Consider the following 21,121-nt stretch of genomic DNA (forward strand, 5'->3'; position numbering starts at 1 on the left):
ACGACGGTCGGCGTGCTCTCCGCAGCCGGCCGGGCGGGACGGCGGCAGGGGCGTTCAGCCCGCAGACGCGGGCTTGCCCCCGCCCTGCGCCTGCTGGGCGAGCTGGGCCGGCAGATTGGTCAGGTTCTGCAGACCCTGCAGCGCATCCAGCAGCTTGGGCAGCATCTGGAGGAGCTGGGTGAGCTGGGCCGGGAGCGAGAGCAGGTCGCCGACCCCGCCCGCCGCGTGCCCGAGACCGCCGGCCAGCTGGCCCAGCCCGCCGAGCGCGCCCGCCGCGCCGCCGACCGCGGCGAGCGGATCGGCGGCCCCGCCCAGCGCGGCCAGCGGGTTGCCCGCCCCGCTGAGCGCCGCCAGCGGATTGGCGGCACCGGCCACGGCCGCGAGCGGATTGGCCGCTCCGGCGACGCCCGTGAGTGCGGCCAGCGGGTTGCCCGCGGCGCCCGCGGCGCCCGTGAGCGCGGCCAGCGGGTTCGCCGCCCCCGCCAGCGCGGTCGCGGGGTTGACTGCGCCGGCGAGGGCCCCGAGGGCGTTCGCGGGCAGTCCGGCCAGGGTGTCGAGGGGGTTGCCGGAACCCGACGCGCCCGGCTTGTCCGACCGGTTCAGGATGTCGTCGAACGCCTCCTTCCCGCTGTCGGCCATATTGCCGACCAGGTCCTTGAAGATGTCCTGAATGTTCTTGTTGTTGGACATGAAGGGGATCCTTTCTGTTTCTGTGCGATGGAGGAGGTGCGGTGCCGGAGTCGCGTCGGCGAATACCCTCGCAGGACGCGGACGCTCTGCGGACGCTTATCGTGCGCAGCCTTCCAGGGCTTTTGCGCACACCGTCTTCAGGCGTGCGCGACCTCTGGTGAAGGCGGCTTCGGCCGCTTTCACGGAGATGTTGTGTATGCGAGCGAATTCCGCAGTGGAAATTCCCTTGGCGCGGGCGAGTATGACTTCCTGCTCCCGGCCTCGCAGATGTTGTACTTGGCCCAGCAGCCATCTCCCGAAATCCTCGTCACAGACGTCCTCCTCGGTCGTGCCGGGGGCGTCCACGAGCGCCGCGCGGTGCAGCAGTCTGCTGCGACGCTCCATGTCACGGTAGAAGTCGATGCAGAGGCGAAGCGCCACGGACGTCAGAAAGGAACCCAGTCGATTCCTGTCCAATGCGGCGTGGGCGGCTGCGCGAGCCATGGTCTCCTGGACGCAGTCCTCGGCGTCCTGGAAACTCGGCAGTCTTCGTCGAACCAACCGCATGAGGCGGTCCTGATGCTGGAAGATGTCTTCCCAGGAGCATTCAGCGGGCGATTGACAGGTGGAATGTCGCACCATTGTGGATTGCAGCCCGTTGTCTCTCGATTGAGCAGGGAGAACGAGGCCGACTTTCTATTTGTCGGCCATGTGGTTTTCCTACCCGAGGCCCTGGAGCGGCAAACCGGAATATGTGCCTCCGCTGGTCAGCAGGAATGATTTTTCGCGGTCATTTCCCGGTGCGTCCGTCTCCTGGCAGGAGCGGTCGGGCCGCCGGGGTGCGGGGAGCGGGCCGACGGGACCAGTCACGGTTCCAGTTGACCCACATGTCCCGTACGGTCTGGTGGACCTGGGTGGTGCCGGCGCGCAGTTCGGTGGCGTACGCCTGGACGGCCTCCCTGCCCACCAACCGCGCGCCGCCGGTGAAGTAGGAGCCCCGCACGTGCTGTGGGGAGCGGAACTTGCCCCACAGCAGGATCTTCATCAACGGCCAGAGGGTGAACACCCCGGCCGGGCAGCGGTCCTCGGGGTCGAGCGTCCCCCACACCGACGGGCACAACTCGCTCTCGCGCAGCAGCCCGTAGATGCGCTCGACGGTCCGGTCCTTCGTCAGCTCCCCCGCCCGGTAGGCCAGTACGGCGTCGCGTGACTGGTCGAACAGCCGCTCCACCCAGGGGTTGTCGACACCCTGGAGGCCCCGGTACGGCGGCAGTTCCAGCGCGTCGAAGCAGGACCGGTCGTGAGTCTTCTCGAACGTCACGGCGGCCTGGTTCTGGGCGTTCGTGCCGTAGAGCGTGGTGATGGTCCACACCCGGTTCCAGGCGTTCCACAGCTCGAAGTCGTCGAAGGAGATGTAGCTGCAGGACACCAGGTCGTCGTAGAACCGGAACATGCGCTTGATCCAGTGCTCCAGGTACGCGAACCGGGCGGTGTCGAAGTCGTCCTGGCGCACCGCTTCGATCAGCCGGTGACCCAGTGCGTTGAGCGCCATCACGGTGACCGCGAGACCGCTGGAGAAGAGGGGGTCGATGAAGTCGCTCGCGTGCGGCAGCAGGCACCACCGGTCGCCGACCACCGTCTGGGAGGAGAACTGGGTGCGGTCGGTCGACACGTACGGCCGCACCGCCCGCGCCCGCTCGAACTGCCGCGCCACGCTGGGGAACCGGCTCACGTGCCGCCAGAACTCCTCCTCCGCCGACAGACCCTCCGGGCGGGGGTGGAGGTCGAGGTCCAGGTTGACGCCGACGCTGCACAGCTCGCTCGTGCTCGTCGTGTGGTTGTCGAAGGGGATGACCCAGAACCATCCGCCCCGGAACATGTGGTGCAGCGTGCCCTGGCTGAACGGGCTGGGCATGCGGTGCTGTTCGCGAGGTGGTGCGACGGTGTCGAAGGGCCGCACGTCCACCATGTGCGTGAAGATCGTGCGTGACTGCGTGCGGTACGGCGGCTCCTGCCGCAGTCCCAGACGCTCGGGCAGCACGGCCCGCATCCCGCCGGCGTCGACCACGTACGACGCCCGGAAGGTGCCCCGGTCCCGGGTGACGAGGGTGGCGCCGTCCTCCTCGAACTTCACGTCGTCGACCATGGTGTGGGTGTGGGCGGTGACGCCGTACGACACGGCGACGTGGAACATGTAGGCGTCGACGTCCTGCCGGAAGTAGTGCGAGTCGGGGCCGAGCGGCGGACCCCAGGTGGGGTACTGCGTGCACTCGTCGGGCCGGGTCGGCTCACCCTCCTGGTGGTAGACGAAACTGAAGTTCCGCTTGACCCCGCAGTTCGACGACACGTGGCGGCGCAACGCCCCGTTGGTCGCCAGGTGCTCGATCTCCGGGACGTCGTAGCGGCGGGCCAGCACCCTCAGGCCGAAGGTGGTCTCGGGGACGGTGGACTCTCCGATGGCGAACCGGGGGTGACCGCTGCCCTCCAACAGCAGTACGCGCACCCCGTGGCGCGCGAGAATGGCCCCCAGCATCGTCCCGCCGATGCCGCCACCGACGATGGCGACATCGAAAACACGCTGGTCCTCTTGCATGTCAACGGTCCTTTCGCGACGGGAAGAGCAAGTCGCCGGGCCGACGGTCACCGGGCGGTGGCCGAGGAGTCCGGCAGCACCCGGCGCAGCCCGCAGGCCGCCACCCGGGCGGAGAAGGAGACGGCGAACCAGGGTGTGGGCGCCAGCCCGTTCAGCAGGCGCCGCTCACCCGGGATCTGACGTCCACCGCGTCCGGTGACGTCCAGCCAGGCACCGAAGTGCAGCAGCCGTGCCTCGGGCCCGGCGTCACGGGCCGGGAACGGCCGCATGTGCTCACGCACCGCGCGCGCCAGCGTCCTGCGCCGTCCGGCGCCCACCTGGTGCCCGGCCAGGAAACGGTCGAGCAGTTCGGCCGAACGCCGGGGGAACCCACCGGGCCCGAGCGGCGTGCGCCCCACCAGCCCGGTGTCGTGGAACGCGGCGGCGGCCAGTAGGCCGACCCGGTCGTACGCGGTCCCGCGGGTCCGCGCACAGGCGTCGGCCAGCAGGAACGTCCGCAACGAGTGGAGTGCGACACGGGGCGGCAGGAGCCGGTACATCTCCGTCAGGGCGGCGCCCGCGAGGGGATGCCCGAGCAGTTCCGCCAAGGCCGGCCGGCCGAGCAGCGGCCGCCATGCCTCCGGCCATGCCTCCGGTGGGAGGGGACGCCAACTCGCCCCGCCACGACCGTACTCGGGCACCTGCGGCCCTGCGGCCATGACCAACCCCCTTGTCCGAACGCCGTATTGGCTGCGTCTCTCTCATCTGTCTTTACGCTCGGATCTCACTTCCCCCTCCGACTCGCCGCGCACCACGCCCACCTTGGCCGATCTTCGCCCTCGAGGCGTCGAACGCGAATGCGGGGAAGGCATCGGGCCCGCGGTGGAGGGGAGTTGGAGATGCCGAGAGGCGAGGACGCAGGCGCCGGTGTCGAAGGTGGAAACCGGCCACTCGCCAATGCCCGCGCGGCACGGGCGCGTTGGAGCACGCACCACGGCGCTCTTCCGCGTGAGCACGCTCCCGGCGTGCATTCCCGAACCCCGTACGGGGGATCTTGCGCGCGGACATGTGCGGGCAGTCTGCAAGGCGTGATCGCCGTGCTCAATGTTCACCGACGCCTGCTCCCCGCACCACCCGAAGCGGTCGGTGCCCTGATCGACTCCCTGGGTGGGGAGAACGACCGTCTCTGGCCGCCCGACTGGCCACCCGTACGCTTCGACGGGCCGCTGGCCGTCGGCGTGAACGGCGGCCACGGGCCGATTCGGTACGTCGTGAGCCACTACGAGCCGGGTCGGTGGGTGCGGTTCCGGTTCACCGGTCCGCGGGGCTTCGACGGATTCCACGAGTTCAGCGTCGAGCGCCTCGACGACGGCCGCACCGCCCTGACCAACACCTTGGTGCTGCGTCCGCGGGGCTTTTGCTGGCTGGGCTGGGTGCTGTTCTTCCGGCCCCTGCACGACGCGGCGTTCGGGCACAGCATGGACTGTGCGGAGAAGGCGCTGACGGGCCGGGTCGCCCGCCCCGTCACATGGAGCTGGTACGTACGCCTGCTGCGCACCGCGACCGCCCGCCTGGCGCCCCGGCTGACCGGGTGAGCCCGCCGCGCCGCGTCGGATTTTTTCGAATACGCGGACCCTACTTACTCGGTGGAGGGAATTCTTTCCCCCGATCGAGGGATCGTTGCGGAATTCACTGGACGTGAGACTGAGAAGTCGGAGCGCACTCCAGCGGTATTCCCCACGAAAGGGAGAGCGACGTGAGCTTTTCGACCCCCCGCATCCCCGGCTTCAACAGCGGCGACGTCACCACGGACATCACCGAGGCGCCGCACCGCCTGGGCGGACTCGCCCAGGCCGGTGCGGCACAGGTCATCGCCACCGTCGACGTGGCGGCAGGTGAGGACGACTGGGACGTGGCACCGACCGAGGAGCACCCGCGCCCGGTGGTGCTCGTGCACGGCACCTTCGGCAACCGCGGCTACACCTGGACCTCGGCCACGCCCCTGCTCCGCCGGCACGGCCACCGGGTCTTCCGCCTGGACTACGGTCAGCACGGCAACCCCGTGATCTTCGGCCTCGGCGACATCAAGCGGTCCGCCCAGCAGCTCGCCGAGTTCGTCGACGAGGTGCTGCGGCGCACCGGCGCTCAGCAGGTGGACATCGTCGGCTTCTCGCAGGGCGGCATGATGCCGCGCTACTACCTCAACGCGCTGGGCGGAGGCCCGAAGGTGCACAACTTCGTCGGCATCGCGCCCAGCAACCACGGCGTGACGGCCCAGGGCCTGCTGAACCTCGCCCGCCAGATCCCCGGAGCGGTGGAACTGCTGGAGCAGGGCGCGGTCGGGGCGGTCGTCCCGGCCTGGCCGCAGCTCCAGCACGACCATCCCTTCCAGCGGGAGCTGGCCGACCTCGGCGAGACCACGGAGGGCGTCCGGCACACCGTCATCGCCACCCGGTACGACGACGTGGTCACCCCGTACACGTCGTGCGCCCTGGCGGAGACGGAGGGCCGGTACGTCAACAACATCGTCCTTCAGGACATCGACCCCGGCGATCGCACCCCGCACGCGAGCATGCCCTACAACGCGACCGTGCTCAACGAGGTCCTCAAGGCGCTGGCCTCCTGAGCCCGGCTGCCGTCGAGGACGACGCGGGCCACCAGCGCCGGGTCGTCGTTCATGGGGACGTGGCCGCAGCCGGGAAGCCGCACCAGCCGGGCCCGGGGAACGGCGTGCTTGGCACGTATGCCCTGGCGGGGCAGGAGGAGTCGGTCCCGGCTGCCCCAGGCGACGGTCACGGGCATGCCGGGGACGTCGTCGGTGAACTGCACGCTCCGCCCGGAGCGGAGGGTCTCGAAGAAGCCCTCGGCGCCCGCGAGCGCCAGCGTCTCGGCGACCACGGCCTCGGGCGACCGGCGGCCAGGGCGGGCGTAGATCGTGCTGGTCAGCGCCGTGCGGCCGGCCGCCGAGCGGGACAGGCGCTCGACCAGGGGCAGCGGCAGACGCTGGGCCGTCGCCCGCATGCCCATCAGGACGCCGAACGCGTAGCGCCGCTCGGCCGGCGTCCAGAAACCGGCCGGGGAAAGGGCCGTGACCGACCGGACCAGGTTCTCGCGGCCGAGCTCCAGGGCGAGCAGGCCCCCCAGCGAGTTGCCCGCCGCGTGCGGCCGGTCGAGCCCCAGCTCCGCACAGAACGCGCCGAGCACGGCGTTCATCGTCGTCAGGTCGTACGGCAGTCCGTCCGGCAGCGCCGGTGACCGGCCGCAGCCGGGCAGGTCGACGGCGATCACGTCGCGCTCGGTCGCGAGGATGTCCACCACCGGGTCCCACGCCTGGCGGTGGTGGCCTATGCCGTGCAGCAGGAGCAGCGGTTCGCCGGTGCCCACGCGCGCGTAGGCGACGGTGACGCGCTGCGGGCCGTGCGGAGTGGGGGCCGTGAAGGAGACGGTCGCGGACATGGGGCTCCTTGTCGGGACGCGTGGTGGCGGGCTTGGGTAGACAGCCTGTCAGCAATGGCTACCGACCGGTAGCCCCCGGTCGCCCTTCCCCGCCGCCGGGTTCCGGGCCGTGGCGATTCCTCCTGGACAGGGCCGGACGCGTCCGCTGGGATGGAGCGGTGACCACCGACACCGCGACCGACGTCTTCGAAGAACACCGCCCCGTCCTCCTGGGAGTCGCCTACCGCATGCTGGGCCGCCTGGCCGACGCGGAGGACGTGGTCCAGGAGGCATGGCTGCGCTGGTCCGGCGCCGACCGGGACGGCGTCCGCGAACCGCGCGGCTACCTGGTGCGCGTCACCACCCGCCTCGCCATCGACCGGCTGCGCCAGATCAAGTCGCGCGGCGAGACCTACGTCGGCCCGTGGCTGCCGGAGCCGTACGTCACCGACTTCGGGGACGCCGTCCCGGACACCGCCGAGCGGGCCGTGCTCGCCGACTCGGTCTCCCTCGCCGTCCTCGTCGTCCTCGAGTCGCTGTCACCGCTGGAGCGCGCGGTGTTCGTCCTCCGGGAGGCGTTCGGCTACCCCTACGCGGAGATCGCCGCCATGCTCGACCGCACCGAGGCGGCCGTGCGCCAGCTCGCCGGGCGGGCCCGCAAGCACGTCGACGAGCGGCGGCCCCGCTACGACGTCGACCCCGCCGAGCGCCGCGACCTCACCGAGCGGTTCCTCGCCGCCGCGGCCGACGGCGACCTCGAAGGGCTGATGTCCCTGCTCGCCCCGGACGTCCGGCTGGTCGGCGACAGCGGCGGCAAGTCCAAGGCCCCGCTGCGCGTCCTGGAGAGCGCCGACAAGGTGGCCCGCTTCCTGGTCGGCGCCGCGCGCAAGGGCATCGCGGACCTCACCTACCGCTTCCTGGAGGTCAACGGCGGCCCCGCCCTGCTGGCCCTGTCCGGGGGCAAGCCCGACTCCGTCTTCCAGGTGGACATCGCCGACGGGCGGATCCAGTCCGTCTACATCGTCCGCAACCCCGACAAGCTGCGGTCCCTGACCGTCTAGGTGTATTGACCTGAAGCGCCTGTTCCGCCGGACAGGCCCGTGGCCGCGCGAGCGGCCCTCCCCGACCGGAGCCCCCGTCCCGTGACGGGGGCTCCGCCGTCGCGTGACGCGAAGACGGCGTCCCGTGTCGCGCGGACCGCCCCGTGCGAACACCCCGTGAACCCTTCCCGGCACCACGGCAGCGGCGCGCGCAAGCGATCGAGGATTGGTCTTGACCAAGGGTGTGGGCCGTCCTATGGTCGCAGAGAACTGCAACAACCTTTAATAAACAAGGGCGCTAAAAAGCCGCCGGACCACGGCGATTGCGGAGGACAGGGTGGGGACCACGCAGCTCGAATCGGTGCCGGAACCGAAGTACTGGCATCTGAGGACCGTGCTCAGTGAGGCGCTGGACTCGGAGTTCTCGGTGGGTGAGATCCTGCCCAACGAGCGCGACCTCGCCGCACGCTTCGGTGTCGCCCGTGCCACGCTCCGCCAGGCCCTCGAACAGCTGGAACTGGAGGGCAGGCTGCAGCGCCGTCGTGGCGTCGGTACGACCGTCGCACCGCCGCGCGTCGGCGTGGCCGTGGACACGCGGCAGCACGCCTGGCCAGGATCGGCCGGCGACGCCTGGCAGCCGGTCGACTGCGTCCTGGCGACCCCGCCCGCGGCCGTCGCCGACGCCCTCGGCACCGGCCGGGACGAGCCCGTGCACACCGTCCGCCGCTCCCGCGTGACCCACGGCCAGCCCGTCGCGGCGGAGCTGCTGTACATCCCGCCGGCGTCCGTACCCGACCTGTCCGCCATCGACGCGCCGTCCGGCGCGGCACGCGCGCGTACCGTGCTGCGCGAGCTGCAGCGCCTGGAGCTGGAGCGCCAGGAGAGCGCCGTGGAACTGGGCTCGGCCCGCGCCGACGACGCCAAGGAACTGGACCGCCTCCCCGGCGCGCCCGTCCTGGTGGTCACCACCCGCTACACCGCCGAGGGCCGCACCGCCGCGCTCTCCGCCGCCACCTACCGCGCGGACACCTGCCGTCTGACCTTCGGGGACTCCGGCGACGTCGAGATCCACCACGGCCCCGAGACCCGCGCCTCCTGACCTGACCGCGCCCGGGAACGCAGGCAGTGGCGCGGCGGGCCTCCGCCGCGCCCCACCCCGGCGACAGCCGGCCGCTCAGCGGCGCGCCGTCGTACCCTCCACCGCGAACAACTGCTCCTCCACGTGATCGAGGGCCAGCCGCAGCGCGCCCGTCGCCACGGCGGCCTCACCGAGGAGCGACAGGGTCACCTTCGGCGGCCGCAGGCAGTAGCGGGCCAACTCCCGCCGCAGCGGCTCCAGTACGCCGTCGAGACCGGCGGCCCAGCCGCCGACGACGACCAGCTCCGGATCGAGGGCCAGCGCCAGCGCCGCCACGTCGTGCACCAGCCGCTGGATGAAGCGGTCGACGGCCGCACGCGCCCGCTGGTCGCCCTCCCGGGCCTCGGCGAAGACCTTGGCGACCGCCTGCTCGTCGAGCGGGTGCAGCGGCTCGTCCGTGGTGGACAGCAGCGTCTCGGGCGTCACCTCACGGCCCAGCAGATGCAACGCGCCGATCTCACCGGCCGCCCCGCCGTACCCCCGGTGCAGCCGCCCGCCGATCAGCGAACCGGCCCCCGGGCTCAGCCCGGCCAGCACGAACACCACGTCCTCGGACTCGGTCGCGGCGCCCTTCCAGTGCTCGGCGACCGCCGCCGCGTTCGCGTCGTTCTCCACCAGCACCGGGCACTTGAAGGAACGGCTCAGCCGCTCGCCCAGGCGCAGCCCCGTCCACTCGGGCAGCGCGGTGCTCAGCCGGACCGTGCCGTCCGCCTCGACGATCCCCGGCGTGGCCGCCCCCACCGCGCGCAGCGACCCGCGGGCCACACCGGCCCGGCGCAGCAGCTCGGCGACCGCCGTGCGCAGCCGCTCCAGGCGCTCGTCCGCCGGAGCGGTCTCGTCGACGTCCTTCGCCTGGGCCCCGATCACCCGGCCGTCCAGGTCGGCGAGGAGCGCGGCCACGCGGTGCGGACCGATCTCCAGGCCCAGCAGATGCCCCGCCTCCGCCCGGAACCGGAACCGCCGCGCGGGCCGCCCCTGACGCCGGGCCGTGCCCTCGTCGGCCGCCGTCTCGACGACGAGACCGGCCTCGATCAAGCCCTCGACGACGCCCTCGACGGTCGGCCGGGACAGCCCCGTCACCCGGGTGACCTCGGTCAGCGTCGCGCAGTCCGTGGAGCGCAGCGCGTGCAGCACCACCGCGGAATTGATCCTCCGCAGCAGCGAGGGGTCCCCGCCGGTCAGCCGCCCCAACGTCCGTCCTCCCAGCTCGTGCGCGTGTTCGCCGGATCGTACTCGGCCCGCCGCAGCCCGGCGAGCGCCGGGCACCCGCGAGGCCCGCACGGACCGGCCCGCGCCGGATCATCCCGGCGCCACGAACCCCGACTCGTACGCCGCGATCACCGCCTGGGTGCGGTCCCGAGCCCCCAGCTTCGCCAGGACCGCGCTCACATGTGACTTCACCGTCTCCGTGCCCACGACCAGCCGGGTCGCGATCTCCGCGTTCGACAGTCCGCGCGCCATCAGCCGCAGCACCTCGCCCTCGCGCTCCGTCAGCCGGGCCCGCTCCAGCACGGCACGCGCCGCCCGGTTCCCGCCACCGTCGCCGTACGCGGCGGCGAGCTGCCGTACCGAGGCGGGGAACAACAGCGACTCGCCCTCGGCGATCAGCCGCACCGCGTGCACGATCTCCGCCGGCCGGGCCCGCTTGAGCAGGAACCCGTCGGCTCCCGCGCGCAGCGCCTCGTACACGTACTCGTCGTTCTCGAACGTCGTCACCACGAGGATCCGCGGCGGATCGGCCACCGTGCGCAGCAGCGCGCGCGTGGCCTCGATGCCGTCCAGGAGCGGCATCCGTACGTCCATGGCCACGACGTCGGGCCGCAACTGCCGCACCAGCGGGATGACCGCGGCACCGTCGGCCGCCTCCCCGGCCACCTCGATGTCCGGCTGCGCCTCCAACACGGCCCGCAGACCCGCGCGTACGAGGGGTTCGTCGTCGACGAGGAGCACTCTGACCGGCATCCGCCCAGCGTAGATCAGCCCATCGGCAACTCGACGCGCACCTGCCAGTCACCGCCGTCGGGCCCCGTGTGCGCCCGCCCGCCCAGCAGCGCGGCACGCTCGCGTATGCCGCGCAGCCCGCTGCCGCGCCCGCTGCCGCCCCTGCCGTCCGGCAGCGCATTGCGCACCTCCAGGGTGAGCGCACCGTCCGCCACCTCGACGCGCACCCGAGCCGGCACCGCGCCCGCGTGCCGCAGCACGTTGGTCAGCGCCTCCTGCAGGATCCGGTAGCCCTCGCGGGAGACCGGACCCGGCAGGGTGTCCAACGGTCCCGTCACCTCGGCCTCCACCTTCGCCCCCGAGGCGCGGGCGGACTCCAGCAGCCGGTCGGCGTCCACGAGCGTCGGCCTGCCGCTCACCGGCTGCCCCGACTCCCGCAGGACACCGAGCACCCGCTCCAGGTCCTCCAGGGCGGCCCGGCCGGTCTCCTCGATCGCCTCCAGGGCACGGTCGGTGAACTCCGGGCTGCCCGCCGCGCGCGCGGCGCCCGCCTGGACGACGGCGACGGTCAGCGCGTGGCCGATGGAGTCGTGCAGTTCGCGCGCGATGCGGTTGCGTTCCAGGAGCTGTTCGGTGCGTTCCTCGAGGGCCGCGAGGCGTTCGGCCGCGGACGGGCCCAGCAGCCGGCGCGCCACCGCGGTCGCCAGCTCACCGAGGCCGACCACCACTCCGTACAGCACGACCAGGGGGACCGGCACCAGCAGGGCGTACGACCAGTGCGGTGGGAGGTCCTTCAGGAAGGGCACATCCTCCGGCATGTGGCCCCCCGCGGCCGAGGCCATGCTGTACGCCAGGATCGGCAGCCAGACCGTGGCCATCGCCGCCACCGCTCCCAGCGCCAGGCGTATCTGCAGCCACAACACGGTACGCAGCCGGTCCCGCCAGGTGCGGGCAGGCTCGACGGAGATCCCCGGCTCCGCCTCTCCCGGCGTCAGCAACAGCCGCGCCTGCACACCCTCGCCCACGCGCACGGCCGGGATCAGCCCGACCGGGACCAGCACGAGCGCGAAAACCCACGGCATCCCCGGCTGGACGAACATCCACACGCTGAAGGCCGCGTCGGGCACCCACAGGTGCAGAAAGCGTGTGTACGTCGTCCCGCGGAGCAGCGGGCGCAGGAACCGTGCCATTGCGTCATCGTGTCAGCAGCCGCCGACGACGCGCCTCCCCCGGCCGGGGGAGGCGCTCTCCACCAGTGGGGGAGGCCCTGACCCGTCGCGACCGGCGACGCTGCTGCCATGACCAGCATCGACGTCAAGGACCTCACCAAGGAGTACGGCACCCGGCGAGCCGTCGACCACCTCACCTTCACCGTGCGGCCCGGCCGCGTCACCGGCTTCCTCGGCCCCAACGGCGCCGGGAAGTCCACCACCATGCGGCTGGTGCTCGGCCTCGACCGGCCGACGTCCGGGACCGCCACGGTCGGCGGACGCGCCTACGCGACGCTCCACGAGCCCCTGCGGCACGTCGGCGCCCTGCTCGACGCGCACGCCGCGCACGGCTCGCGCACCGGTCGCGACCATCTGCGCGTGCTCGCGGCGAGCAACCGCATCCCCCCGGGCCGGGTCGACGAGGTGCTGGAACTGACGGGCATCGCGTCGGTGGCGCGCCGCCGGGTGCGGACGTACTCCCTGGGCATGCGCCAGCGGCTGGGCATCGCCGCCGCCCTGCTCGGCGATCCCGCGGTGGTCGTGCTGGACGAGCCGTCCAACGGCCTCGATCCCGAAGGCATCATCTGGATCCGGGAGTTGCTGCGCCGCCTCGCGGCCGAGGGCCGCACGGTTCTGGTCTCCAGCCACCTGATGAACGAGACCGCGTCCTTCGCCGACCACCTGGTGGTCCTCGGCCGGGGCCGTCTGCTGGCGGACATGCCGATGCGGGAGTTCATCGACGCGCGCGTGCAGCCGCGCGTCCGGATCCGCACCTCGGACGCCACCGCTCTCAAGGCCGTCCTCACCCGGCACGGCCATGACGCCGTGGAACACGACGACGGGTACTGGAGCGTGCGCCACGCGCGCGTGGACGACATCGGCCGCGTCATGTCGGGCGCGGGCGTCCCGATCCTCGAACTGTCCTCGGACGAAGGCACATTGGAACAGGCCTACCTGGACCTGACGGCCGCCGAGACCGAGTTCGCCACACCGACCCAGGAGACCTGACCATGCACTTCACGCCCGTACTCCGCTCGGAGGCGCTGAAGGTCCGCACGCTGCGCTCGCTGTACGGCACGCTGCTGGCCGTGTTCGCGGTCACCACGGCGTTCTCCGCGCTGGCCGGCGCGTCCGACACGTCCGACCCGGACTTCGACCCGCTGTTCACGGCCCTGTCCGGCGTCTGGCCCGGCCAGATCGCCGCGATCGCCTTCGGGGCCATGGTCGTGTCGTCCGAGTACCACGGCAACGGAATCCGGCTCTCGCTGGCCGCCGTTCCGCAGCGCGGGCGGTGGTTCGCGGCGAAGCTCGTGGTCGTCGCCGTACCGGCCCTCGCCGTGGGGCTGCTCACCGCCTGCGCCGCCGTCGTCGCGGCCCGGGCGGGCCTCGGCGAGGCGGCCGGCGGACTCACCGCCGGTGAGCAGGCGCGCGGCGTCGTGGGCTGCGGGATCTACTTGATGCTGATGGCCCTGCTCGCGGCCGGCCTCACCGCCCTGTTCCGCAGCGGCACGGCCACCCTGTCCACGCTCATCCCCTTCATCCTGATCGTCTCCTTCGTCATCGGCGACGCGGCGGGCGGCATCACCGACTTCCTGCCCGACAAGGCCGGACAAGTGGTGCTGTACGAGACGTACGACGGGCCGCTGGGGCCCTGGACGGGACTGGCGGTCACCGCGCTGTGGACGACGGCCGCCCTGCTGGCGGGAGTCTGGCGGCTGCGCAGCCGGGACGCCTGATCCCGCGGGCGGCTGACGCCCCGCCAATTGTCAGTGGCGGCCGGTTTACTGGAGCGCATGAACATCGCGCAGCACCTCGCCCTCATCGACGAGCTGTGCTTCCGTCCCTTTCCGGCGGAGCACGGCCCGTCGGACGGGGGCACAGGGGGACCCGGTCACTTCGTCGTGGTGCTGGAGAGCAGCCACGGCCTGCGCGGCGGCGACCAGGGGGAGCGGGGGGTCACGGTGGACCAGTACCAGAAGTACCGCGACGCCGTCGGTGAGCGGCTCGCGGCTCGCTGGGGGGAGACCGATCCGTACAACCTGGACACGGTCCTCCTGCGGACCGAGCGGGAGGAGATACCCCGGCCGTGGGCAGGGCTCAGCGCCCGCGCCCGCGTGGCCTGCCTCTGGGAGGCCGAGGGCACCGGACGCTGGATCGCGGTGGCCGTCGCCGACCGGGACACGGAGGACGAGATCCAGCTGCTCGCCGTCGTCACGGAGACGGCCCCGCCGTGACCGGCCCAGGCCCTGCCACGACCGGCCCAGGCCCTGCCACGACGGCTCAGGCCCTGCCACGACCGGCCCGCGTGACCTCCCCGACCAGGACGGCTCACGCCTCCGCCGCGGCGCGCAGTCGCGCGAACTCCTCCGCCATCGTCTGTGCCGTCCAGTGCGCGTTCAGCCCGCTGGGGTTGGGCAGCACCCACACACGCGTGTCCCCGATGCTCCGCGGCTGCGGGCCCACCTGGGCCTTGCGGTCGTCGAAGGCCGCCCGGTACGCGGTGACGCCGACCACGGCCAGCCAGCGGGGCCGCAGCCGCGCCACCTTCAGCGCCAGCTGCCGGCCGCCCTCCCGGTACTCCTCGGCGGTCAGTTCGTCCGCCCGCGCGCTGGCCCGGGCGACGACGTTCGTGATGCCGAGCCCGTACGACAGGAGCTCCTGCTGCTCCGACGGCTTCAGCAGCCGCGGAGTGAAACCGGACAGGTGCAGCACCGGCCAGAACCGGTTGCCCGGCCGCGCGAAGTGGTGACCCGTCGCGGCCGTCATCAGACCCGGGTTGATGCCGCAGAACAGCACGCGGAGGCCGTCCGCGACGACGTCCGGTACGAGACGGTCGCGGGCGGCCTCCAGTTCCGCCGGTGTGAAGCGGGTCAGAGGATCGCTCCCGGGGTGTAGCCCGCGGCCTCCGGGTGCTGCTTGACGATCTCCTCGATCCGGCCGACGACGGCCGCCACCTGGTCGGCCGCGGCACCGGTGAAGGAGAGCTTGTCGGCCATCAGGGCGTCCAGCTCGGCCCGGTTCAGCGGGATGCGCTCGTCGGCGGCCAGCTTGTCGAGGAGCTCGTTGCGCTCGGCGCCCTGCTCCCGCATCGCCAGGGCGGAGGCCACGGCGTTCTCCTTGATCGCCTCGTGCGCGACCTCCCGGCCGACGCCCGCCCGCACCGCGCCCATCAGCACCTTGGTGGTGGCGAGGAACGGCAGGTAGCGGTCCAGCTCCCGGGCCACGACCGCGGGGAAGGCGCCGAACTCGTCCAGCACGGTCAGGAAGGTCTCCAGCAGACCGTCCAGGGCGAAGAACGCGTCCGGCAGCGCGACCCGGCGCACCACCGAGCAGGACACGTCGCCCTCGTTCCACTGGTCGCCCGCCAGCTCGCCGGTCATCGAGGCGTAGCCGCGCAGGATCACCATCAGGCCGTTGACGCGCTCGCAGGAGCGGGTGTTCATCTTGTGCGGCATCGCCGAGGACCCGACCTGGCCGGGCTTGAAGCCCTCGGTGACCAGCTCGTGCCCGGCCATCAGCCGGATGGTCTTCGCCAGCGACGACGGCGCCGCCGCCAGCTGCACCAGCGCGGTGACGACCTCGTAGTCCAGCGAGCGCGGGTAGACCTGGCCGACCGAGGTGAACGCCTCGGAGAAGCCCAGGTGCCCGGCGATCCGGCGCTCCAGCTCCGCGAGCTTGCCCGCGTCCCCGCCGAGCAGGTCCAGCATGTCCTGGGCGGTGCCGACCGGGCCCTTGATGCCGCGCAGCGGGTAGCGGCCGAGCAGCTCCTCGACCCGTCCGTACGCGACGAGCAGCTCGTCGGCGGCGGTGGCGAAGCGCTTGCCCAGCGTCGTGGCCTGCGCGGCGACGTTGTGGGAGCGGCCGGCCATGACCAGCTCGCCGTACTCGCCGGCCAGCTTGCCCAGCCGGGCCAGGACGGCCACGGAGCGGTCGCGGATCAGCTCCAGGGAGAGCCGGATCTGCAGCTGCTCGACGTTCTCCGTCAGGTCGCGGGAGGTCATGCCCTTGTGCACGTGCTCGTGCCCGGCGAGGTCGTTGAACTCCTCGATCCGCGCCTTCACGTCGTGCCGCGTGACCTTCTCGCGCTCGGCGATCGAGGCCAGGTCGACCTGGTCGAGTACGCGCTCGTAGTCGGCGATCGCGGCGTCGGGCACCTCGATGCCGAGGTCCTTCTGGGCCCGCAGCACGGCGAGCCAGAGCTGCCGCTCCAGCTTCACCTTCTGCTCGGGCGACCAGAGCGTGGCGAGCTCGGCGGAGGCGTAGCGTCCGGCGAGGACGTTGGGGATGCGGGGCTTGGCGGGAGCGGAAGTCACGTGTACGGATTCTACTGGCGATTCGTGCAGGCCAGCGCCGCGGGGTTGTTCGTCGGAAGCTACGAACGCCGCGCGGACCCGGGAAGGATCACGCCGGACCCTCGTACGGCAGCAGCTCCGGGCGCTTGGCCGGCAGCCCGTCGCCGGACGAGCGGCCCGTCAGCCTGCGGCCTATCCAGGGCAGCAGGTGCTGCCGGGCGAACCGGACGTCCGCGGTGCGGCGCGTGATCCAGCCCGGCGGCGGCGTCGCCGGGATCGGCGCGTGCCACTGGGGATCCTCGGGTTCGTAGCCGAGCGTCTGCCACACGGCCTCCGCGACCCGGCGGTGACCGTCGGCGGTCAGGTGCAGCCGGTCCACGTCCCACAGGCGCGGGTCGGCCAGCGACTGCGCCCTGTACAGGTCCACGACCACGGCGCCGTGCTGCCCGGCGAGGTCGTCGATGATCGCGAACAGCGCCTCCATGCGCGGCCGGAACCGTTCCAGCACCGGGCCCTGCCGGCCGGGGCTGCGCATCAGCACCAGCTGCTTGCAGTTCGGGGCCAGCCGCTCCACGGCCTGCGTCAGCAGGTCCCGTACCCGGGCCATGTCGCACTTGGGCCGCAGGGTGTCGTTGAGCCCGCCGACCAGCGTGATCACATCGGCCCCCATGGCCGCCGCGACGTCCACCTGCTCGTCGACGATCTGCCCGATCAGCTTGCCCCGCACCGCGAGGTTGGCGTACCGGAATCCGGGCGAGCGGGCCGCCATCCGCGCGGCGAGGAGGTCGGCCCAGCCGCGGTAGGAGCCGTCGGGCAGCAGGTCCGACATGCCCTCGGTGAAGGAGTCGCCGACGGCGACGAGGCTGGTGTGGGTGGGGTTCGTCTGCATGGCGACAGAAATGGTAGCCCCTGCACATACCCGTCGGTCGGTCGCCCTCGGAACGTGCTCGGGCTCACGTCCGCTGCCCGAACAGCTCCCGCAGCACGTCCTCCATGGTGACCAGCCCCGCCAGCCGCCCGTCGCTGCCCAGCACGGCCGCCAGATGCGTACGGCTGCCCCGCATCGCGGTGAGCACGTCGTCCAGCGGGGTGCTCTCCCGCACCCGCGCGATGGGCCGCATGTCCCGCAGCCGGAACGGCAGGTCCCGCGGGGAGGTGTCCAAGGCGTCCTTCACATGCAGGTAGCCCACGATCCGCCGCCCGTCGTCCACCACGGGGAAACGCGAGAACCCGGACTCGGCCGACAGCCGCTCCAGCTGCTCCGGCGTGATCCCCACGCGCGCGTGGACGACGCGTTCCAGCGGCAGCACCACGTCACGGACGGGACGCCGACCCAGTTCCAGGGCGTCGTGCAGCCGCTCCTGGGCGCGGTCGTCGATCAGCCCGGCCTCGCTGGCGTCCTTCACGATCTCGGCCAGCTCCGCGTCCGTGAAGGTCGCCGACACCTCGTTCTTCGCCTCGACCCTGAGCAGCTTGAGCAGGGCGTTGGCGAAGGCGTTGATCGTGAAGATCACCGGGCGCAGCGCCCGGGACAGCGCCACCAGGGGCGGCCCGAGCAGCAGCGCGCTGCGCACCGGCTCGGCCAGCGCGATGTTCTTGGGCACCATCTCCCCGAGCAGCATGTGCAGATACGTCGCCAGCGTCAGCGCGATCACGAAGGACACCGCGTGCCCCGCCCCGGCCGGCACGCCCATCGCGTGGAACACGGGCTCCAGCAGATGCGCGATCGCCGGCTCCGCGACCACGCCGAGCACCAGGGTGCACAGCGTGATGCCGAGCTGGGCCGCCGCCAGCAGCGCCGACACGTGCTCCAGGCCCCACAGCACGCTCTTCGCACGCCGGTCGCCGCCCTCGGCGTACGGCTCGACCTGGCTGCGGCGCACCGAGATCAGCGCGAACTCCGCGCCCACGAAGAAGGCGTTGACGACGAGTGTCGCCAGACCGATCAGCAGCTGTACGGCGATCACCGTCCGGCCTCCTCGTCGTCGCCGGTCCGCTCGTCGTCGAACGGCGCGTGCAGCAGCACCCGCGCCGCCCTGCGCCCGGTGGCGTCCACCACGTCCAGCCGCCAGCCGGCCACCTCGACGGTGTCGCCGACCGCGGGGATGCGTCCCAGCCCGGCCGCGACCAGGCCGGCCAGCGTCTCGTACGGTCCCTCCGGCACCCTCAGCCCGAGGCGCGCCAGCCGGTCCACGCGGGCCGAGCCGTCGGCCCAGTACAGGGCGTGTCCCCGTGCGTCCGTGCCGGCCGGGTCCAGCTCGGGCGTCTCGTGCGGATCGTGCTCGTCGCGCACCTCCCCGACGACCTCCTCGACGATGTCCTCCAGCGTGGCCACGCCGGCTGTCCCGCCGTACTCGTCGATCACGACGGCCATCGTGCGGCGTCCGGACAGCCGGTCGAGGAGCCGGTCGACGGTCAGCGACTCGGGGACGAGCAGCGGCTCCCGCATCAGCTCGGAGACGGGTACCCGGGGCCGGCGCTCGGCGGGCACGGCCAGGACGTCCTTGACGTGTGCGGTCCCGACGACCGAGTCGAGGCTGCCCCGGTAGACCGGGAACCGGGACAGTCCGGTCGCCCGGGTCGCGTTCGCCACGTCCTCGCAGGTCGCCTGGGCGTCCAGGGCCACGACCTGGATGCGCGGGGTCATCACGTTCTCCGCGGTCAGGTCGGCGAGGTTCAGGGTGCGCACGAACAGTTCGGCGGTGTCCGGCTCCAGGGCACCCACCTTGGCGGAGTGCCGGGCGAGGGCCGCCAGCTCCTGCGGCCCGCGCGCCGAGGCCAGTTCCTCCGCGGGCTCCACACCCAGACGGCGCACGACGCGGTTGGCCGTGTTGTTCAGGTGGGTGATGAAAGGCCGGAACGCGGCGCTGAACCAGCGCTGCGGGCTGCCCACCCGCTTGGCCACCGCCAGCGGGGAGGAGATCGCCCAGTTCTTGGGCACCAGCTCGCCGACGATCATCAGGAACACGGTCGACAGAGCCGTGCCGACCACCAGCGCCAGCGAGGAGGCCACCGACTGCGAGATCCCCAGCTCCCGCAGTGGACCCGCGATCAGCGCGGCGACCGAGGGCTCGGCGAGCATGCCGACCACCAGGTTGGTGACCGTGATGCCGAGCTGCGCCCCGGAGAGCTGGAACGTCAGATTGCGTACGGACTTCAGGGCGCCCGCCGCTCCCCGCTCGCCGCGCTCGGCAGCCCGCTCCAGCGCGCCGCGCTCGACGGTGGTCAGCGAGAACTCCGCCGCGACGAACGCACCGCAGGCGAGCGAGAGCAGGATGGCCACCAGCAACAGGAGCACTTCGGTCATCGGGTCACCTCGGTTCCATGATCGGCCACAAGGTGGAGGATCGCGCGATGTCGTGCGCCGGGGAACTCGCTCATGCGCCGGTGGTCACTGCCTTTCAGCCGGTGAGGGCTTCACCGCGGTCGCCGAGGGGCTTCACCCAGCGTCGCCACTGCTCCTCCGGCGCGTACCCGGCGGCCCGCCACGCATGCTGCGCCCGCTCGTTGCGTTGCAGCACCATCGCGTCCCCGCGGCGCCCGCCGAGGCGGACGAACCGCTCCTCCGCGGCGGCGAGCAGGGCCGAGGCGATCCCCCGGCGACGGTGGTCCGGGTGCACCGCCAGCCGGTACAGATGGCAGCGCCAGCCGTCGAAGCCCGCGATCACCGTGCCCACCAGGTCCCCGCCGCGCTCGGCCAGGATCAGTGCCTCGGCGTCGCGGGCGACCAGCCGCTCCACGCCGTCCCGGTCGTCGCTGATGCTCGTCCCCTCGGCGCCCACCTTCCAGAAGGCGAGCACGGAGTCCAGGTCCTCGGGCCCGGCGGCCCGTATCCGCAGATCAGTCATGCCGTGATCCCACCACGCAGGGGGGACGGCCGCGCGGAATTCCGGCATGCGGACGTCAGACCTCGCGCAGCGCCCGCATCACCGGAGCGAACGCCTCCATGTACGGCTCCAGCACGGTCAGGTAGGTGAACCCGTACCGCTGGCGCTGCGCCCGGACCTGCGCGGTGATCTGCTCCAGGGTTCCGGCCAGCACGATCGGCAGCTCCAGCACCTGCTCCGAGGACAGCTGCGGCACGCGCTCCAGGAAGGGGCGTACGGCGGCCTCCCGGTCGTCGGTGACGAACACCATCTGGATGAGCAGATTGAGCTCCGCCGGTTCCTTCCGGTCCCGCGCCAGCCTCTGGTAGTGCGCGACGCGCTCGTCGAGCTCCTCGGCGGTGACCGGGGTCAGCTCCCCGGTGGTGCTCCCCGGGACCGACCGCGCCCCGGTGAACGCCGCGATGTCGGCGTGCCGGGCCGACAGTTCCAGCATCCGGTCGCCGCCCGCGCCGATCAGCAGCGGCACCCCGGGCCGCTGGACCGGGCGGGGCTGGTGGTCCTCCGCGCCGAGCAGCCGGTCCAGCTCCTGCACGGTGTGCCGCAGATGGTCCACCCGCTCGCGCGGCGAGCCGAACGGCAGCCCCGCGGCGTCGTGCTCCGCCCGCACGTAGCCGGTGCCGAGCCCGAGCTCCAGGCGCCCGCCCGTCAGGGCGTCCGTGGTCGCCACCTCCCGGGCCAGCAGGGCCGGGTTCCAGAAGCCCGCGTTGAGCACGAACGTCCCCACCCGGGGCCGCTCGGTGGCCCGGGCCGCCGCGACCAGGGCCGGGAAGGGCGCCGGCATGCCGAGATGATCCGGGACGAGGATCACGTCGTAACCCAGCTCCTCGGCCCGCCGGCACTTGGCACTCCACTCCCCGGCCGGTGCGGCAGCCATCAGGTTGACGCCGAAGCGGAACGGACGCGACATGAACTCTCCTCGGCTACGGGCGACTTGAG

Annotated in this window: 22 protein-coding genes; 7 read left to right on the forward strand and 15 right to left on the reverse strand. The window is 72.4% G+C overall.

From position 1 onward, the window contains the following. Window positions 1–54: 54 nt before the first annotated feature. From IE260_RS08310 to IE260_RS08325, 4 genes are all read right to left on the reverse strand, one after another. A complete protein-coding gene (locus IE260_RS08310; RefSeq protein WP_189869832.1) occupies window positions 55–690 on the reverse strand; it encodes a hypothetical protein in 636 nt (211 codons plus the stop codon). Between the two features lie 96 nt (window positions 691–786). Next, entirely contained in the window at window positions 787–1,236 is a 450-nt protein-coding gene (locus tag IE260_RS08315) for an RNA polymerase sigma factor (RefSeq protein ID WP_229880550.1), read from the reverse strand. A gap of 223 nt (window positions 1,237–1,459) precedes the next feature. After that, a complete protein-coding gene (locus IE260_RS08320; RefSeq protein ID WP_189869834.1) occupies window positions 1,460–3,262 on the reverse strand; it encodes an NAD(P)/FAD-dependent oxidoreductase in 1,803 nt (600 codons plus the stop codon). A 47-nt stretch (window positions 3,263–3,309) separates the two neighbouring features. Continuing rightward, a complete protein-coding gene (locus IE260_RS08325) occupies window positions 3,310–3,960 on the reverse strand; it encodes an HD domain-containing protein (protein ID WP_189869835.1) in 651 nt (216 codons plus the stop codon). A gap of 372 nt (window positions 3,961–4,332) precedes the next feature. Between IE260_RS08325 and IE260_RS08330 the strand changes: the two genes are divergently transcribed. After that, window positions 4,333–4,836 (forward strand): SRPBCC family protein, encoded by a 504-nt coding sequence (locus tag IE260_RS08330; RefSeq protein WP_189870044.1) that lies wholly within the window; start codon window positions 4,333–4,335, stop codon window positions 4,834–4,836. A 161-nt stretch (window positions 4,837–4,997) separates the two neighbouring features. Continuing rightward, entirely contained in the window at window positions 4,998–5,867 is an 870-nt protein-coding gene (locus IE260_RS08335) for an esterase/lipase family protein (RefSeq protein ID WP_189869836.1), read from the forward strand. On the opposite strand, the gene IE260_RS08340 is transcribed toward IE260_RS08335, so the two are convergent. Continuing rightward, on the reverse strand, window positions 5,819–6,697 hold the full coding sequence (locus IE260_RS08340; RefSeq protein WP_189869837.1) for an alpha/beta fold hydrolase: 879 nt from the start codon (window positions 6,695–6,697) through the stop codon (window positions 5,819–5,821). The two genes, IE260_RS08335 and IE260_RS08340, sit on opposite strands and share 49 nt — an antisense overlap. Before the next feature lie 158 nt (window positions 6,698–6,855). Between IE260_RS08340 and IE260_RS08345 the strand changes: the two genes are divergently transcribed. Further along, window positions 6,856–7,737, forward strand: coding sequence for an RNA polymerase sigma-70 factor (locus tag IE260_RS08345; RefSeq protein WP_189869838.1), 882 nt, complete (start codon window positions 6,856–6,858; stop codon window positions 7,735–7,737). A gap of 316 nt (window positions 7,738–8,053) precedes the next feature. Then, window positions 8,054–8,815: a GntR family transcriptional regulator gene (locus IE260_RS08350; RefSeq protein WP_189869839.1), complete on the forward strand. Its 762-nt coding sequence runs from the start codon at window positions 8,054–8,056 to the stop codon at window positions 8,813–8,815. Window positions 8,816–8,890: 75 nt separating this feature from the next. Here IE260_RS08350 and IE260_RS08355 read toward each other — a convergent pair whose 3' ends face one another. The 3 genes from IE260_RS08355 to IE260_RS08365 form a co-directional block, all read right to left on the reverse strand. Further along, window positions 8,891–10,045, reverse strand: a complete 1,155-nt coding sequence (locus IE260_RS08355; protein ID WP_189869840.1) for an ROK family transcriptional regulator — start codon at window positions 10,043–10,045, stop codon at window positions 8,891–8,893. Window positions 10,046–10,153: 108 nt separating this feature from the next. Continuing rightward, window positions 10,154–10,816 carry a response regulator gene (locus IE260_RS08360; protein WP_189869841.1) on the reverse strand — a complete coding sequence of 221 codons (663 nt, stop codon included), beginning with the start codon at window positions 10,814–10,816 and terminating at the stop codon, window positions 10,154–10,156. 14 nt (window positions 10,817–10,830) lie between these two features. Continuing rightward, the gene (locus IE260_RS08365) at window positions 10,831–11,985 is read right to left on the reverse strand and encodes a sensor histidine kinase (protein ID WP_189869842.1); all 1,155 of its coding nucleotides are present in this window, start codon (window positions 11,983–11,985) and stop codon (window positions 10,831–10,833) included. A gap of 108 nt (window positions 11,986–12,093) precedes the next feature. Between IE260_RS08365 and IE260_RS08370 the strand changes: the two genes are divergently transcribed. Genes IE260_RS08370 through IE260_RS08380 form a run of 3 tightly spaced genes read left to right on the forward strand, consistent with a single transcriptional unit; the run spans window position 12,094 to window position 14,240 of the window. Then, window positions 12,094–13,014, forward strand: a complete 921-nt coding sequence (locus IE260_RS08370; protein WP_189869843.1) for an ABC transporter ATP-binding protein — start codon at window positions 12,094–12,096, stop codon at window positions 13,012–13,014. A gap of 2 nt (window positions 13,015–13,016) precedes the next feature. After that, window positions 13,017–13,742: an ABC transporter permease gene (locus IE260_RS08375; RefSeq protein WP_189869844.1), complete on the forward strand. Its 726-nt coding sequence runs from the start codon at window positions 13,017–13,019 to the stop codon at window positions 13,740–13,742. Between the two features lie 57 nt (window positions 13,743–13,799). Beyond that, a complete protein-coding gene (locus tag IE260_RS08380; RefSeq protein ID WP_189869845.1) occupies window positions 13,800–14,240 on the forward strand; it encodes a hypothetical protein in 441 nt (146 codons plus the stop codon). Between the two features lie 94 nt (window positions 14,241–14,334). On the opposite strand, the gene mug is transcribed toward IE260_RS08380, so the two are convergent. From mug to IE260_RS08415, 7 genes are all read right to left on the reverse strand, one after another. Beyond that, on the reverse strand, window positions 14,335–14,880 hold the full coding sequence (gene mug / locus IE260_RS08385; protein ID WP_189870045.1) for a G/U mismatch-specific DNA glycosylase: 546 nt from the start codon (window positions 14,878–14,880) through the stop codon (window positions 14,335–14,337). Continuing rightward, window positions 14,877–16,319, reverse strand: coding sequence for an adenylosuccinate lyase (gene purB / locus IE260_RS08390; protein WP_189869846.1), 1,443 nt, complete (start codon window positions 16,317–16,319; stop codon window positions 14,877–14,879). The genes mug and purB overlap by 4 nt, the downstream gene beginning before the upstream one ends. 88 nt (window positions 16,320–16,407) lie before the next feature. Next, window positions 16,408–17,187, reverse strand: coding sequence for an SGNH/GDSL hydrolase family protein (locus IE260_RS08395; RefSeq protein WP_189869847.1), 780 nt, complete (start codon window positions 17,185–17,187; stop codon window positions 16,408–16,410). A 64-nt stretch (window positions 17,188–17,251) separates the two neighbouring features. Continuing rightward, window positions 17,252–18,265 carry a hemolysin family protein gene (locus IE260_RS08400; RefSeq protein ID WP_189869848.1) on the reverse strand — a complete coding sequence of 338 codons (1,014 nt, stop codon included), beginning with the start codon at window positions 18,263–18,265 and terminating at the stop codon, window positions 17,252–17,254. Then, window positions 18,262–19,605 (reverse strand): hemolysin family protein, encoded by a 1,344-nt coding sequence (locus IE260_RS08405; protein WP_189869849.1) that lies wholly within the window; start codon window positions 19,603–19,605, stop codon window positions 18,262–18,264. The genes IE260_RS08400 and IE260_RS08405 overlap by 4 nt, the downstream gene beginning before the upstream one ends. A gap of 94 nt (window positions 19,606–19,699) precedes the next feature. Then, a complete protein-coding gene (locus IE260_RS08410) occupies window positions 19,700–20,146 on the reverse strand; it encodes a GNAT family N-acetyltransferase (RefSeq protein WP_189869850.1) in 447 nt (148 codons plus the stop codon). A gap of 55 nt (window positions 20,147–20,201) precedes the next feature. Continuing rightward, entirely contained in the window at window positions 20,202–21,092 is an 891-nt protein-coding gene (locus IE260_RS08415; RefSeq protein ID WP_189869851.1) for an LLM class F420-dependent oxidoreductase, read from the reverse strand. Between the last annotated feature and the right edge of the window lie 29 nt (window positions 21,093–21,121).

Origin of the sequence: Streptomyces viridiviolaceus, assembly GCF_014650995.1 — a bacterium.
GTDB classification, from domain to species: domain Bacteria; phylum Actinomycetota; class Actinomycetes; order Streptomycetales; family Streptomycetaceae; genus Streptomyces; species Streptomyces viridiviolaceus.

What these genes read in the sequence shown, in the direction of transcription:
- IE260_RS08370 (WP_189869843.1), top strand. Translation starts at nt 12,094, where the DNA reads ATGACCAGCATCGACGTCAAGGACCTCACCAAGGAGTACGGCACCCGG.
- IE260_RS08395 (WP_189869847.1), bottom strand. Translation starts at nt 17,187, where the DNA reads ATGCAGACGAACCCCACCCACACCAGCCTCGTCGCCGTCGGCGACTCC.
- IE260_RS08415 (WP_189869851.1), bottom strand. Translation starts at nt 21,092, where the DNA reads ATGTCGCGTCCGTTCCGCTTCGGCGTCAACCTGATGGCTGCCGCACCG.
- IE260_RS08365 (WP_189869842.1), bottom strand. Translation starts at nt 11,985, where the DNA reads ATGGCACGGTTCCTGCGCCCGCTGCTCCGCGGGACGACGTACACACGC.
- IE260_RS08380 (WP_189869845.1), top strand. Translation starts at nt 13,800, where the DNA reads ATGAACATCGCGCAGCACCTCGCCCTCATCGACGAGCTGTGCTTCCGT.
- IE260_RS08320 (WP_189869834.1), bottom strand. Translation starts at nt 3,262, where the DNA reads ATGCAAGAGGACCAGCGTGTTTTCGATGTCGCCATCGTCGGTGGCGGC.
- IE260_RS08310 (WP_189869832.1), bottom strand. Translation starts at nt 690, where the DNA reads ATGTCCAACAACAAGAACATTCAGGACATCTTCAAGGACCTGGTCGGC.
- IE260_RS08405 (WP_189869849.1), bottom strand. Translation starts at nt 19,605, where the DNA reads ATGACCGAAGTGCTCCTGTTGCTGGTGGCCATCCTGCTCTCGCTCGCC.
- IE260_RS08340 (WP_189869837.1), bottom strand. Translation starts at nt 6,697, where the DNA reads ATGTCCGCGACCGTCTCCTTCACGGCCCCCACTCCGCACGGCCCGCAG.
- IE260_RS08360 (WP_189869841.1), bottom strand. Translation starts at nt 10,816, where the DNA reads ATGCCGGTCAGAGTGCTCCTCGTCGACGACGAACCCCTCGTACGCGCG.
- IE260_RS08375 (WP_189869844.1), top strand. Translation starts at nt 13,017, where the DNA reads ATGCACTTCACGCCCGTACTCCGCTCGGAGGCGCTGAAGGTCCGCACG.
- IE260_RS08410 (WP_189869850.1), bottom strand. Translation starts at nt 20,146, where the DNA reads ATGACTGATCTGCGGATACGGGCCGCCGGGCCCGAGGACCTGGACTCC.
- IE260_RS08325 (WP_189869835.1), bottom strand. Translation starts at nt 3,960, where the DNA reads ATGGCCGCAGGGCCGCAGGTGCCCGAGTACGGTCGTGGCGGGGCGAGT.
- IE260_RS08315 (WP_229880550.1), bottom strand. Translation starts at nt 1,236, where the DNA reads ATGCGGTTGGTTCGACGAAGACTGCCGAGTTTCCAGGACGCCGAGGAC.